This is a genomic window from Paraburkholderia bryophila, from assembly GCF_013409255.1.
In the GTDB taxonomy this organism is placed as follows: Bacteria; Pseudomonadota; Gammaproteobacteria; order Burkholderiales; family Burkholderiaceae; genus Paraburkholderia.
Genome location: NZ_JACCAS010000001.1, coordinates 2,961,383 through 2,974,704, shown reverse-complemented (window position 1 = coordinate 2,974,704; position 13,322 = coordinate 2,961,383). Strand labels below are relative to the sequence as shown.

Here is a 13,322-nt window from a genome sequence, read left to right as displayed (position 1 = left end):
CCCGCGGCTTGTCTCATCTATGCCGTGTAAAGCGTCATTCTTTTTAGGATTACCGACCATGCCGTTGTCAAAACGCCTCGCCGCCGAGCTCTTCGGCACCTTCTGGCTCGTGCTCGGAGGCTGCGGGAGCGCCGTGCTCGCCGCCAACTTCGCCGGCCCGGTTCATGGCCTCGGTATCGGCTTCGTCGGCGTGGCGTTCGCGTTCGGGTTGACCGTGCTGACCATGGCTTATGCGATCGGCCACATTTCCGGCTGCCATCTGAATCCGGCGGTGAGCGTCGGTTTGACGGTCGCCGGGCGCTTTCCGGCGCGTGATCTGCCGTCGTATATCGTCGCGCAGGTGGTCGGCGCGGTGCTCGGCGCGCTGGTGCTCTCGCTGATCGCCTCGGGCAAGCCCGGCTTCGACCTCGTGGCCAGCGGCTTTGCCAGCAACGGCTACGGCGAACGCTCGCCGGGCCACTACTCGCTCGTGGCGGCGTTTATCTGCGAAGTGGTCATGACCGGCTTCTTCCTGTTCGTCATTCTCGGCGCAACGGACAAGCGCGCGCCGGCCGGCTTCGCACCGATCGCCATCGGCCTGTGCCTGACGCTGATCCATCTGATCTCGATCCCGGTCACCAACACATCCGTCAATCCGGCGCGCTCTACTGGGCCGGCGCTGTTCGTCGGCGGGGCGGCAATGGATCAGCTTTGGCTGTTCTGGGTGGCGCCGATCCTCGGCGCGGTGATCGCGGGCGTGCTGTATCCGGTCGTCGCCGAAAACCAGCGCGGCAATTCGACGACGCTTGCGGTCGACTGATAGGCGGATGCGGTTGAGCGAGCAGGTTAAGCGGGCGCCTCGGCGCCCGCTTTGCTTTTTTAGCGTTTCGGTTCGCTTCGTTGCGGTGTCAACCAGGCGTACCGGTCGATATCCGTCGGCGGGCGCGCTGAAAGTCCGCTGCTAGAATCGTGCGACTTCCCAAGCTCGCACAGGTACTACCGATGAACCGTTTCCGCGGATTTCTGCATGGCATCGCACTCTTGATCGGCGGTTTGTGTGCCGGCGCGCTGATGCTACCCAATGCGCATGCGGCCGATAGCCAAACCGAAACACTCGTGTTCGTGCGGCACGGCGAGAAACCTGCAGCGGGCTACGGGCAACTCAATTGCCAGGGGTTGAATCGGGCGCTGGCTTTGCCGGCGGTGATCGCGGCCAAGTTCGGCAAACCGGACGCGATCTACGCGCCCGATCCCGGCCAGCAGAAAGACGACAGCGGCCACCCTTACTACTACATCCGGCCGCTCGCCACGATCGAGCCGACGGCCATTCAATTCCAGATGCCCGTACAAACGCCGTACGGGTTTGCGCAGATCGACCAGTTGGGTACCGCGCTCGTGAATCCCAACAATCGCAGCAAGCTGATCGTCGTCGCCTGGGAGCACAAGCTGATCGTGAAACTGTTGCGCCAGATGTTGAGCGCGCATGGCGGCAATCCCGCCGATGTCCCGAACTGGAAGAGCGACGACTTCGACAGTATTTACATTGTTCGCCTCAACTGGCAGAACGGCGTCGCGCAGGCGAGCTTCAAGCGTGACCGCCAGGGTCTCGATGGACGTTCAGCCGATTGCCCATGCGCGGCGTTGCCCGGTGCGCCGTCGGCGGCTGCATCGGCGGCTTCCACGAATGCGGCGGATTAATTCGGTAATACAGATGTAAGTCGCGATTACGGGCACGGCGGCCAGGTTCCTGGCGAATCTTTGCGCCGTTGCGGTTCTTCATTCGTCGACGTGCTGAAATCGCTTATGGAACAGCGAGTTGGCTGCAGAGATCATGCAGTGAGGTGGGGCGTGGACCAAGCTTCAGTGAGCTTTCAACCCTGTGAAGATGCTTGCAGTCCGTAACATCTCGTCGCAGTCACCGCGTGCCGGCATGCGTACATTGATCCTGTGCGACAAACACTCGTCGCCTCACAGGAGAACAACATGAAACGCATCGTCACTCACTTGCTGGTTGCCGCCGGACTCGCGGTCGGCGTATGCGGTGTCGCGCAAGCGCATACGGATCTGAACATCGGCCTGTCGCTCGGCGCACCGGTTTATGCGCAACCCGCTCCGGTTTATGCAGCCCCGCAACCGGTTTACTACGGCAATGGCGGCTGGGACCATCGCTATGATCGCGGTGATTACTACCGCCGTGACCACCGGGATGAGCGCGGCTGGGATCATAACGATCGCCGCTGGGGCCACGACGATCGCGGCGGTTACCGCGGTGGATGGCACGGTTGATCGTTCGGCGCGTAGCGCGCTCTGCGATGCCGCCGAATGATTGAGCAGTGCGCTGCCCGGGTTTTCGAACGGCTCACACAGAAAACCGGCCCGCTTCCATGAAAATGGAACCGGGCCGGTTTCATTTCAGCTCACGACATCAACTCGTCGTTGAGCGAGAAAAGCTTGCGCAGATGGTGCGCAACGCCCGCCTCAAAATTGTTGCCGATACGCGGCACGTTCGGCAGACGCGTGATGAGATCCGGGTTGGCGTTGTTCATCATGAACGGATGACCTGCCGTCTCCAGCAGATCGATGTCGTTCATGTTGTCGCCGAACGCCACGCACTGCGCGGCATTCACGCCGAGGCGCCCGAGCACGATCTGCAACGCACGCCCCTTCGATACGTTCGATGTCATCACCTCCAGACAGTCCGGCAGCGAATACGTGACATACAACGCGTCGCCGAATTCGCGCGCGAGGTTCGTTGCGACTTGCGCCAGATCGGCAGGGTCGCCGATGTAGAGAACCTTCGCGATGTCGGCGCCGTCGTGTTTCGGCAGATCGGTCACCTCGTAGGTGAAGCCGGAATCCTGATGGAATTTCAACAGATCCGGTGCATCGCGGTCGATCAACCACGCCTGATCGGCGAACAGGTTGACGATGACGCGGCCATGCTCGCCGACGATTTCCGGCTGCACCAGGCGTTGCACGATTGCCGGCGGCAGGTCGTCGGCGTGGATCACGGTGTTGTCCGGCGCATGAATGCGCGCGCCGTTCGAGGTAATCAGATACGGGCTGATGCCCAGCACGTCGCGAATGCCCGCGACGTCGCAATGGTGCCGGCCCGTTGCAATAACGAAGTGCAGCCCGTCGCTTTCCAGCTTGCGCACGGTGGCGACCGTGAACGGGTCCACCTGATGATCCGCGTTGAGCAGCGTGCCGTCGAGATCCGTGGCAATGACTTTGTACATGGTATGAGCAACCGGGCAGCGTCGAAGCGCGTATTTTACCGTTGCCTGACGAAGTCGCGGCTGCGGTCTTCATCGCGGCCGGTGAAAATCAGCAGGCGAACTTAGCCGCGAAAACTCAGCGGTGCATTCAGCCGGTGCATTCAGCCGGTGCATTCAGCCGGTGCATTCAGCCGGTGAACTTAACCGGTGAACTCAGCCGGCGAACTCAGCCGGCGAGCTTAACCTGCGAACTCAACCCGCCATGCGCTGGGCTTCGCGCTGAGCCAGTTGCAATCCACCATGCGCTGAGTCAGCCAGCGGTTCGCGCAACCTTGACCGGTGAGCCTGCGGCACATGCTCGCGCAAAGGCGCGCCAAGACCGCCGCACAAGGCGGCCGGCAAGCTCGCCGAAGGATCCAGCGCGGCGATCATCTTGCCCACTTCCTCACCGGCCTCGCCAAGCAGACGCGCGGCAAACGGATGCGTACGATGCGCGATGACGATCGGCGCGAGCCTCGCATAAGCGGTCTGATTGGCCTCGCAAAGCCAGACGACCAGGCTGTCGCGGTCGTACGCGCCGGTGTGGGCGAGCAGCGCTTGCGCGAGATCGTCGCGGGGTGCGCGCCCGTCGAGCGATTGTTGCGCATGCACGATGGCGCGCAGGCCGAGCCACGCACCGCTCGCTTCGTCGCCCGACGGATAGCCGAAGCCACCGATGATGCGGCATTCGCCGTCGCCGTCGAGCGCCGCCGCCACGCTGCCGGTGCCCAACGCGACGATCACACCCTGCGCACCGCCGTGCGCGCCGAGTAAGGTGGTGTAGGCGTCGCTTTCCACCGCGAGCCCCGCGACAGCGGGCGCCTGCGCGCGAAACGCGGCGAGCCATTCGCGATTGTTGACCCCTGCCAGACCACAACCCAACACGCAGCGCGACCAGTCGAGCGCGACCCCGGCGCTCGCGAATGCGTCAGCGCAGCCGGCCGCGATAGATTGCCACGCGCGCTCGACGCCCAGCCCCAAACCCGACGGCCCGCTCGCCGCCTGTGCCAGCTCGCGGCCCTGCGCGTCGCCGAGCACCACTCGCGTGCCGCTACCGCCACCGTCAACGCCTATCAGAAAGAGGTCTTGGTTCATCGAATTGAAAGAGTTCAGAAGGTGAATAACGGGTAGCGTGGCAGGTCCGATTCAATCCCGCAATCGGCCGAATGGCCAGCTTGCGCTGCATGCGGCTTCGGCTATGCTGGCGGGCGACATGACAACGCAGGAGCACGACCGTGACACAGCGATGCAACTGGGCGTCGAGCGAATCGCTCGCACACTATCACGACACCGAATGGGGCGTGCCCTCGCGCGACGACCAGCATCTGTTCGAGATGCTGGTGCTGGAAGGCGCGCAGGCAGGTCTGTCGTGGTCGACGATTCTCAACAAACGGGCCGGCTACCGCCGCGCGTTCGTCGACTTCGATATCGACAAGGTTGCCCGCTTTACGCCGAAACACGTGGAGGCGCTGGTCACGGACGAAAGCATCGTGCGCCATCGCGGCAAGATCGAAGCGGCGATCACCAATGCGCGCGCCGTGCAGCAGATTCAGAGCGAGCACGGCTCGCTGGCAAACTTCGTGTGGTCGTTCGTCGACCAGACGCCGATCCAGAACGATTGGGCTTCGTATAAGCAGGCACCGGCGTCGACTGAAGTTTCGGATGCGCTCAGCAAGGCGCTTAAACGCTACGGCTGCAAGTTTGTCGGATCGACGATCTGCTATGCGTTCATGCAGGCGGTCGGCATGGTGAACGACCACGAGACGAGTTGCATGTGTCGGGCGCGATGCGTGGCGCTTGGCAAGAAGGGGCGCAACCGCAAGGCGGGTTGACACGGCCCGCGCGCCAAACCCGCGAATTGAGGGTCTTTCGCTGCGCTAGTCGGGGCTTCGTTAATCGGTGCGCGCCTGATACTGATCGTCATGCGCACTAAGAACGAATAACCGCTGCGTAGCGCGTGGGAGACCAACCATGAAAACGCTTAGCTTCCTGACGCATCAGGAGATTTTCGACCAGGCCGTGAGTCATCTGCTCGGCCAGAAACGCGCCGCGCTGTTGCCGCGCGGCGGGGGCGCCTACCGCGGTTATTGCGGTGGCTGCCCGGTCGGCAGCTTCATCAAGCCGCTCGACTACATGAGCGCGATGGAGGGCATTCCCGTGCGCTACATCGGCAAGACGCCCGTGCAGGTGCCCGCTTACATGGATGTGGGCGTGTCGGCGCTGAAGAAGGCGCTGCTGCGCGCGCGTCTCAACGTCTACGACCCGATCACCATCGACCTGCTCAGTTGCCTGCAAAACGTCCACGACGTGTTCGGCACCTGGGAATGGCACGAGCGACTAAGTTCGATCGCCGTCCAATTCAGCCTGTCAGCCGAGCGGCTGAAAAGCGCCGCTTAATCCCCCCAAACCACCGCCCCAAAGGCTTTCAGATGCCCCAAAAGCAAAACGGCGATGTGGCTTCTTTCGAAGCTCACACCGCCGCTCGGCCGTGCTAAAAAAGCGTGCTTAGTGCAGCTTTTTCGGCAGCATCTGGCTGCGCAGGCGCTTGTGCAGGCGCTTCACAGCAGCAGCCTTCTTGCGCTTACGTGCCGTAGTCGGCTTTTCGTACGATTGGCGCTCACGCAGTTCAGCGATCAGGCCATTCTTTTCGATTGCGCGACGAAAGCGGCGAATCGCCACTTCGAACGGCTCGTTTTCCTTCAGAAGAATCGTCGTCATGTAATTCCTAACTCAATCACTTGATACGGGTTAATTGCGTTGCGTGGCGGGAAACCGCTCACGCGCCGGCCCTCCGGTCGTTTCAATTCATGGCCAGTAACAGGCAAACGCGGGCAGAACCCGGCCAAACCACGAATGAAACGGAGGCAAAGCGGCCGCGGAGGCCGGAAAAGAGAGGTGGGGAGTTCACCGCCGAACGCGGACAGACGTATGCAGAAAGTCGCGTCTGTTGCCGTTTCGCCAACCTTTCATCAACGGAAAACATTGACGGAACAGGCAAAGATCTCAATTCACTCCCGATGATATCAGGAAACTCTCCATCCTACCAGGGGTTTAGCGATCGCGCCAGGCCATCCGCGCGTCAGGCACTCGCCTCGTCCAGCTCGCGGATATCGGCGCCCGTCAGCATCAGATGGACGGCCGCCGCGAGGCTTTTGAGCTGCTCCACCGAGGTCGCGCTGGCAATCGGCGCTGTCACGCTGGGTCGTGCGATTAGCCAGGCTAACGCGACGGTGGCCGGTGTGCTGCCGTGCTGGTCGGCGACCCGGTCGAGCGCGCCCAGAATCCGCAAGCCGCGTTCGTTCAGATACTTTTCGACGCGGCCGCCGCGCACCTTGTTCGCCAGATCCGCCGACGAGCGGTACTTACCGGACAGAAAGCCGCTCGCAAGGCTGTAGTACACCACCACGCCGAGCTGATTGGCGAGCGCCACCGGTTCGATGTCACGTTCATAAGCGGCGCGATCATACAGGTTGTACTCCGGCTGCAATAGCTGATATTCGGGCAGTCCATGCTGACGGGACACCGCCAGCGCCTCTTCGATCCGCGCGCCGCCATAGTTCGAAGCGCCGATCACCCGCACCTTGCCGGCTTCGATCAATTTTTGATAAGCGCCGAGCGTTTCAGCAAGCGGCGTGGCCGTGTCGTCGTCGTGGGAAAAATAAATGTCGATGTAATCTGTTTGCAGGCGTCGCAGGGAATCTTCGACCGCCGCCTGAATGTTGGCCGCCGACAACCCCAGGCGCTGCGGATGCTTCGAAACCTTGGTCGCCAGCACAATCTGGTCGCGCTTGCCGCTCTGCCGGAACCATTTCCCGATGATGGTTTCCGACTCGCCGCCCTGGTTGCCCGGCACCCAGGCCGAGTAGACGTCGGCGGTATCGATGAAGTCGAGACCGGCGTCGACGAACGCATCCAGAATGGAAAACGAGGTCGATTCATCCGCGGTCCAGCCGAAAACATTGCCACCAAACATAAGCGGAGCGACCTGTAATTCGGAGCGCCCAATCTTTCGTTTCTGCATGATTTCTCCCGAATTTGTTACAAGATAAAACGAGAATACGCCGCCTTTCCGATCCCTGCAGTGAGCCCGTCAAGCAAGCCAGCATGCGGCTCACAGCGATGCGGCACGGCGTCGCGGCGACAAAACAATTGGGAAGACCTTGAACAAAGTGCCTCAAGTTTTTTTTAGGAGCGCCGTCAACCTTCACTGAGGCGGCCAGCAATGAACGAGTGCTTCCGCCGATGCCAACGTGGCGTATTGGGCTCAAGGCTTATTTAGGAGATTTTCATGCTCGGAATCAATAGCAACATCAACTCGCTGGTTGCACAGCAAAACCTTAATGGCTCGCAAAGCGCCCTCTCGCAAGCCATCACGCGTCTGTCTTCGGGCAAGCGCATCAACAGCGCGGCCGACGACGCAGCAGGTCTGGCGATCTCGACGCGTATGCAAACGCAGATCAACGGTCTGAATCAAGGCGTGTCGAACGCCAACGACGGCGTGTCGATGATTCAAACGGCATCGAGCGCACTGTCGTCGCTGACGTCCAGCCTGCAACGTATTCGTCAGCTGGCTGTGCAAGCATCGACCGGCACGCTGTCGTCGAGCGACCAGGCCGCACTGCAACAGGAAGTTTCGGCACAGATCTCGGAAGTAAACCGTATCGCGTCGCAAACGACGTACAACGGCACGAACATTCTGGACGGCTCGGCAGGTAACGTGACGTTCCAGGTCGGCGCGAACGTTGGCCAGACCATCAGTCTGAACCTGAGCCAGTCGATGTCGGCAGCGAAGATCGGTGGCGGCCTGGTGCAAACGGGTCAAACCGTCGGCACGGTGGCAGTCAGCGTCGACGCAACGGGTACGTACACGTCGGCAGCGAGCCCGGCAATCACGGCAATCAACGTGTTGTCGGACGGCAAGGGCGGCTATACCTTCACCGACCAGAACAACCAGGCAATCGCCGCAACGGTCGCAGCTGCAGTGTTCGGCGCAGGCGCAACGGCGGGTACGGGTACGCAAGGTACGGCTCTGGCACTCCAGGCCGCAGCAACGACGACGGCAGGCGCGGGTTCCGCAGCGCAAGCTTCGGCAGTGGCGCAGATCAACGCGATCAACAGCCCGCCGACGGTCTCGAACCTGAACATCAGCACGGTGACGGGCGCGAACGAAGCGATGGTCTCCATCGACAACGCTCTGCAAACGGTCAACAACCTGCAAGCATCGCTGGGCGCCGCGCAGAACCGTTTCACGGCAATCGCCACGTCGCAGCAAGCTGAGTCGACCGATCTGTCGTCGGCACAGTCGCAAATCACGGACGCCAACTTCGCACAAGAAACGGCGAACCTGAGCAAGGCGCAAGTGCTGCAACAAGCGGGTATCTCGGTGTTGGCGCAAGCTAACTCGAACCCGCAGCAAGTTCTGAAGCTCCTGCAATAAGAGTGGCGTAGTACTGGCTGCGCGCCAGGCTATCTAGCGACGGCGCGCAGCCAGGTTTCAAGCAACGGGAGGCAAGCCTCCCGATGTGCATTTGCAAGACACGATGCTGTAGCATCCCGCACTACCCAATTTCAGATTCCTAGACGCCTGGAGCCTCTGCATGTCCTCGATCTCAACCACGTCTTCTACAGCGAGCGCCAACGCTGCGCTGCAGTCGGCCGCTCAGTCGATCATCAGCGGCTCGACAGGCAATTCGTCGATGGACGTGTCGTCGCTCGTCACGGCGCTCGTGAATGCCAAAACCGCGGGACAAGCCGCGGCGCTGAGTGCGCAACAAACCAGCGACAACACCAAACTTTCCGCGTACGGCGCACTGAGCGCCGCGCTGAGCGCACTGCAATCCGGTATCGCCGGTCTGGCGAGCGGTTCGACGTTGTCCACGTTCACCGCCACCGCCACCGGCACCGGCCTCGCCGCGACGGCCGGCAAGGGCGCCGTGGCCGGCAGCTATACGGTCGCCGTGCAGCAGATTGCCGGTTCGCAGGCGTTGTCGTCGGCGGCGTTCGGCGCGACCACGCAACTCGGCACCGGCACGTTGACGATCGGGCTCGGCAGCCAGACGGTGAATGTCAACATCGACAGCACCAACAACACGCTGTCCGGCATTGCGGCCGCGATCAACGGCGCCAGCGGCAACCCCGGCGTGACGGCTACCGTCGTGACCGGCACGGACGGCGCTCACCTCGTGCTGCGCTCGGCGAACAGCGGCGCGGCCAACGTGATCAACGTGACGACCAACGTCACGAGCGACAACGGCCTGTCGAGCCTCGGCGTGACGTCGACGGCCAGCACGACGGGCGGTCAGTCGACCATTACCTCGGCGAATACGAGCAACGCCTGGTCGCAAAGCACCTTCGCGCAGGACGCGGAGTTCTCGATCAACGGCATCGCCGCGACCAGCGCAAGCAACTCGGTAACGAGCGCCATTTCGGGCGTCACGCTGAATCTGTCGGCGGCGGCAGTCACCACGTCGCAGACGCTGAACGTCACGTCGGACACGACGGCGGAAAGCAGCGCGATCAACACCTTCGTGAGCCTGTACAACACCGTCGTCACGACGATGGCCACGCTCACCTCGTATAACTCGTCGTCATCGTCGCAAGGCCCGCTGCTGGGCGACTCGACGCTGTTGACCATCCAGAACGCACTGGCGTCGGTGGTCGGCGGCGCCGTTGGCTCGGGCAGCACCGGCACGACGCTGGCGTCGATCGGTATCACGTTGAAAGACGATCCGGCGGACGGCACCCTGGTGGTCGACAGCCCGACACTGACCACCGCGCTGACGGCCAACCCGGCAACGGTCGCCTCGCTGTTCAACTCGACCACCGGCATCGCCGCGCAGTTGAACAACGACATCACGACGTTCACGCAGACCGGCGGCATCATCGATACCCAGAACACCGGGCTGAACACCGATCTGAAGAGCGTCGCCACGCAGCAAAGCGCGCTCGCCGACTACACGGCGCAATTGACGAGCCAGTATCAGGCGCAGTTCACGGCGCTGAACACCTTGATGGCGAGTGCCAACAGCAATTCGCAATACCTGACCGCGCTGTTCGGCGGCGCCAACAGCGCCGGTGCACTGGCCAGCGCCAACAACACGTAATCGGCGAGCCTGACGGAGGCGCTCAACATGAACCAGACGGAATTAGTAGAACGCCTGCTGGCAATGACGCGGGAAATCGCCCAGGCGGCGTCGCTGGCCGACTGGCCGGAAGCGGCCCGCCTGACCGAAGCGCGCTCGCCGCTGCTGATGTCGCTGGTGGCGGAGCAGGAACCGGCCGCGCTGGAGAAGATTCGCCAGATCCAGGCCATGGACGCGGCGCTGCTCGTGGAAGCCGAAACGACGCAAAACGAACTGCATATCGAGTTCGAAGCGGCCATGGGACGCGCCAAGGCAGCCGGCGAGTACCAGCGCATGGCACGCATGTAAACCGACTTAGCGCGGAACCTGAAAGCGCCGCCGCGCTGCCGCGAGGCAAGCGGACGCCGGCATCCGGTTTCCGCGTACAACCCAATAATAAGAACTACGCGTCGAAGTGAGACGCGCTCGTTCCCTCAGCCCGCCTCGTGCGGGCTTTTTTCTTGTATTCGGCGCCCGCACCCACCCGTCCATACGCTAAACAAGCGGCGTTTTTACCGTCATCTCCGCGCATCGGAAACCCCGTCCCCGTCGCACAATTTCCGTCATAGACCATTCCGCGCTGAGACCATGACTCTCCTTCACGACCAGCCGACCGCTGAACCTTTGACGCCCGAGCAACAGCTCGAGCAAGACATCGCTCTGGTTTTGCAGACCGCGCTGGCGCATCACCACAAGGCTGAGTTCGACGACGCCGAGGCGCTGTACAACGCGATCCTCGACGCCATGCCCGGCCACGTCGACGTGCAATACAACCTCGGCGTGCTGTACGTGCAGCGCAACCGTCCCGCCGACGCCCTGCCGCACCTGGAAGCCGCGCTCGGCGGTGCGCCGAACAACGGCCAGTTCTGGGTGGCCTACATCAGCGCCTTGATCGATGCGGACCAGATTCAGGCGGCCTGGATGGCGCTGGAAATGGGGCAGCAAAGGGGCTTGAAGGGACCCGCCGTCGACGGACTGATCACGCGCATGGCGCACGGCGGCGCCGGCTACGCGACCGCTGCGGTCGCACCGGTCGTCGTCTCGCCGGAACCCGCGGTAGCGGAGGTCGTTTCGACGAACCGGAACGCAACCGACACCACCGACGCCGCACCGGCAACACTCGATACGCGCCGCCCCGCCCCGCAAGAAATCACCCGCTTCAACACGCTCTTCGGCAAGGGGCACATTCCGGACGCCATCAAGCTCGCCCGCAGCATGACGGAGCGGTGTCCGTCGAACGGCCTCGCCTGGCGCTGCCTCGGTATCGCGCTTCATCGGGCCGGCCGCTACGCCGACTCGCTCCAGCCGTTGAAAAACGCCGTCGCATTTGGCAGCGACGATTCCGAAGTGCGTAAGGCACTGGCCGATTTGCTGCGCCTGTTGGGCATGCATGTCGAAGCGGAAGTCGAGTGCAGAAAACTGCTCGAGCTGCATCCGGACCATTCGGAAGGCCATCGCATTCTCGGCATGGTGCTCTCCGGCCTCGGCCGCGCTCGCGAAGGGGTCGCGGAATGCCGTCGCGCCACCGAGCTGACGCCCGACTACGCGGAGTCCCATAGCACGCTGGGCGTGGTGCTGCTCGATATCGGCGCCACGGATGAGGCCGAGCAATGCTTTCGCCGCGCGCTCGAGCTCGATCCGAAGAATTCGCCGACGCGCAGTAACCTGCTCTTCAGCATCGCGCACAATCCGCAAATCTCACCCGAGCAGATCTACGCCGAGCATCGCGAATTTGCGCGGATTCATGAAGCCTCGCTGCGCTTGCAGAAGGTGCGTCACGCGAATAGCCGTTCACCCGGCCGCCCGCTGAAAGTGGGTATCGTTTCCGGCGACTTGTTCCGTCACGCCGTCGCGTCGTACCTGATGCCGATCATCGAGCCGCTCGCGAAAGACAAGAGCCTGTCGCTCCATGTCTACTACAACCACGTGCACGACGATGATTACACGCACTGGTTGACGACCCAGGTCGACCAGTGGACCCGCACGGCCGGCATCTCGGACGAGCAATTCATCGACAAGGTTCGCGCCGACAAGATCGATATTCTGATCGACCTGAGCGGGCACACCGGCCGCAACCGGCTGCAGGCGTTCGCGCGCAAGCCCGCGCCAATTCAGGTGAGCTGGATCGGCTATCCGGCAACGACCGGTCTCGACGCGATGGACTACTACCTCAGCGACCGCTTCTTTACGCCGTTCGGCGAGATGGAGAAGCAGTTCTCCGAGAAGCTCGTCCATCTGGCTTCCATCGGACCGTTCCTGCCGGACAGGAATGCGCCGCCGGTCAACATCCTGCCGGCAATGCATAACGGCTACATCACGTTCGGCAGTTTCAACCGGCTGAACAAGTTGCGTCCCGACGTGATCGCCGTGTGGGCGCGATTGCTTCGCGAGCTGCCCACGTCGCGCATGGTGCTCGGTTCGATGAACGGCGACGAAGGTGACGAAAACCTCATTAGCTGGTTCGTCAACGAAGGCATTTCGCGAGACCGTCTGACGTTCCGTCCGCGCTCGCGCGTCGAGGTCTACCTGCAGCAACACTTCCAGGTCGACATCTGTCTCGACACGTTCCCCTATACCGGTTCGACGACGGTTCTGAACTCGTTGTGGATGGGTGTGCCCACGCTGACGATCGCCGGCAAGACGATGGCGAGCCGGGCCGCCACGGCATGGCTGTCGCATTCGGGCCTTGACGCTTTCGCGGCCGAAAACGCGGACGACTTCGTCGCCAAGGGCGTCAAGCTGACCTCCGACATCCCCGCGCTCGCGAGCATTCGCACGGGCTTGCGCGAGCGCTGCATGCAGTCGGCTCCGTTCCGGCCGGAGGTTGTCGCGCAAAGCCTCTCGCGAGCGTTTCACACGATGTGGCAGCGCTGGAGCGACGGTCTCGCTCCGGCCGCCTTCAGCACGGACGAGCCGCAAACCGTACTCGCCCATCACCCTGACTAAAAAACAGCAGCGAGGAAAC

At 62.5% G+C, this 13,322-nt stretch carries 13 protein-coding genes; 9 read left to right on the top strand and 4 right to left on the bottom strand.

Annotated elements, in window-relative coordinates; genetic code table 11:
• Window positions 1–58: 58 nt before the first annotated feature.
• The 3 genes from aqpZ to GGD40_RS13150 all read left to right on the top strand — a co-directional run bounded on the left by aqpZ (window position 59) and on the right by GGD40_RS13150 (window position 2,265).
• Complete coding sequence (gene aqpZ, locus GGD40_RS13160) at window positions 59–799, top strand: aquaporin Z (protein WP_179743957.1); 741 nt, start codon at window positions 59–61, stop codon at window positions 797–799.
• Window positions 800–981: 182 nt separating this feature from the next.
• Window positions 982–1,677 carry a histidine phosphatase family protein gene (locus GGD40_RS13155; protein ID WP_179743956.1) on the top strand — a complete coding sequence of 232 codons (696 nt, stop codon included), beginning with the start codon at window positions 982–984 and terminating at the stop codon, window positions 1,675–1,677.
• A 285-nt stretch (window positions 1,678–1,962) separates the two neighbouring features.
• On the top strand, window positions 1,963–2,265 hold the full coding sequence (locus tag GGD40_RS13150) for a PXPV repeat protein (protein ID WP_179707744.1): 303 nt from the start codon (window positions 1,963–1,965) through the stop codon (window positions 2,263–2,265).
• Between the two features lie 131 nt (window positions 2,266–2,396).
• Here the strand turns inward: GGD40_RS13150 and GGD40_RS13145 are convergent, their stop codons facing one another.
• Together GGD40_RS13145 and GGD40_RS13140 are read right to left on the bottom strand one after the other, a co-directional pair.
• Window positions 2,397–3,218, bottom strand: a complete 822-nt coding sequence (locus GGD40_RS13145) for a Cof-type HAD-IIB family hydrolase (RefSeq protein ID WP_179743955.1) — start codon at window positions 3,216–3,218, stop codon at window positions 2,397–2,399.
• Window positions 3,219–3,449: 231 nt separating this feature from the next.
• Window positions 3,450–4,331 carry a BadF/BadG/BcrA/BcrD ATPase family protein gene (locus tag GGD40_RS13140; protein ID WP_179707740.1) on the bottom strand — a complete coding sequence of 294 codons (882 nt, stop codon included), beginning with the start codon at window positions 4,329–4,331 and terminating at the stop codon, window positions 3,450–3,452.
• Between the two features lie 140 nt (window positions 4,332–4,471).
• Here GGD40_RS13140 and GGD40_RS13135 point away from each other — a divergent pair, with 140 nt between their 5' ends.
• On the top strand, window positions 4,472–5,068 hold the full coding sequence (locus GGD40_RS13135; RefSeq protein ID WP_179743954.1) for a DNA-3-methyladenine glycosylase I: 597 nt from the start codon (window positions 4,472–4,474) through the stop codon (window positions 5,066–5,068).
• A 139-nt stretch (window positions 5,069–5,207) separates the two neighbouring features.
• A complete protein-coding gene (locus GGD40_RS13130; RefSeq protein WP_179707736.1) occupies window positions 5,208–5,633 on the top strand; it encodes a hypothetical protein in 426 nt (141 codons plus the stop codon).
• A 108-nt stretch (window positions 5,634–5,741) separates the two neighbouring features.
• Here GGD40_RS13130 and rpsU read toward each other — a convergent pair whose 3' ends face one another.
• Both rpsU and GGD40_RS13120 read right to left on the bottom strand, forming a co-directional pair.
• Entirely contained in the window at window positions 5,742–5,954 is a 213-nt protein-coding gene (rpsU, locus tag GGD40_RS13125) for a 30S ribosomal protein S21 (RefSeq protein ID WP_006050883.1), read from the bottom strand.
• A 361-nt stretch (window positions 5,955–6,315) separates the two neighbouring features.
• Complete coding sequence (locus GGD40_RS13120) at window positions 6,316–7,257, bottom strand: aldo/keto reductase (RefSeq protein ID WP_179743953.1); 942 nt, start codon at window positions 7,255–7,257, stop codon at window positions 6,316–6,318.
• A gap of 267 nt (window positions 7,258–7,524) precedes the next feature.
• Here GGD40_RS13120 and GGD40_RS13115 point away from each other — a divergent pair, with 267 nt between their 5' ends.
• The 4 genes from GGD40_RS13115 to GGD40_RS13100 all read left to right on the top strand — a co-directional run bounded on the left by GGD40_RS13115 (window position 7,525) and on the right by GGD40_RS13100 (window position 13,303).
• A complete protein-coding gene (locus tag GGD40_RS13115) occupies window positions 7,525–8,673 on the top strand; it encodes a flagellin (RefSeq protein ID WP_179707731.1) in 1,149 nt (382 codons plus the stop codon).
• 160 nt (window positions 8,674–8,833) lie between these two features.
• Entirely contained in the window at window positions 8,834–10,339 is a 1,506-nt protein-coding gene (gene fliD / locus GGD40_RS13110) for a flagellar filament capping protein FliD (RefSeq protein WP_179707729.1), read from the top strand.
• Between the two features lie 27 nt (window positions 10,340–10,366).
• Complete coding sequence (locus GGD40_RS13105) at window positions 10,367–10,666, top strand: flagellar protein FliT (protein WP_179743952.1); 300 nt, start codon at window positions 10,367–10,369, stop codon at window positions 10,664–10,666.
• A 279-nt stretch (window positions 10,667–10,945) separates the two neighbouring features.
• Window positions 10,946–13,303, top strand: a complete 2,358-nt coding sequence (locus tag GGD40_RS13100) for a tetratricopeptide repeat protein (protein ID WP_179743951.1) — start codon at window positions 10,946–10,948, stop codon at window positions 13,301–13,303.
• Window positions 13,304–13,322 lie beyond the last annotated feature (19 nt).

Excerpts from the sequence above, each read along its gene's own strand:
- GGD40_RS13145 (WP_179743955.1), bottom strand. The coding sequence starts at position 3,218 with ATGTACAAAGTCATTGCCACGGATCTCGACGGCACGCTGCTCAACGCG.
- GGD40_RS13150 (WP_179707744.1), top strand. The coding sequence starts at position 1,963 with ATGAAACGCATCGTCACTCACTTGCTGGTTGCCGCCGGACTCGCGGTC.
- GGD40_RS13155 (WP_179743956.1), top strand. The coding sequence starts at position 982 with ATGAACCGTTTCCGCGGATTTCTGCATGGCATCGCACTCTTGATCGGC.
- GGD40_RS13100 (WP_179743951.1), top strand. The coding sequence starts at position 10,946 with ATGACTCTCCTTCACGACCAGCCGACCGCTGAACCTTTGACGCCCGAG.
- GGD40_RS13140 (WP_179707740.1), bottom strand. The coding sequence starts at position 4,331 with ATGAACCAAGACCTCTTTCTGATAGGCGTTGACGGTGGCGGTAGCGGC.
- GGD40_RS13130 (WP_179707736.1), top strand. The coding sequence starts at position 5,208 with ATGAAAACGCTTAGCTTCCTGACGCATCAGGAGATTTTCGACCAGGCC.
- aqpZ (WP_179743957.1), top strand. The coding sequence starts at position 59 with ATGCCGTTGTCAAAACGCCTCGCCGCCGAGCTCTTCGGCACCTTCTGG.
- GGD40_RS13105 (WP_179743952.1), top strand. The coding sequence starts at position 10,367 with ATGAACCAGACGGAATTAGTAGAACGCCTGCTGGCAATGACGCGGGAA.
- rpsU (WP_006050883.1), bottom strand. The coding sequence starts at position 5,954 with ATGACGACGATTCTTCTGAAGGAAAACGAGCCGTTCGAAGTGGCGATT.
- GGD40_RS13120 (WP_179743953.1), bottom strand. The coding sequence starts at position 7,257 with ATGCAGAAACGAAAGATTGGGCGCTCCGAATTACAGGTCGCTCCGCTT.
- fliD (WP_179707729.1), top strand. The coding sequence starts at position 8,834 with ATGTCCTCGATCTCAACCACGTCTTCTACAGCGAGCGCCAACGCTGCG.
- GGD40_RS13115 (WP_179707731.1), top strand. The coding sequence starts at position 7,525 with ATGCTCGGAATCAATAGCAACATCAACTCGCTGGTTGCACAGCAAAAC.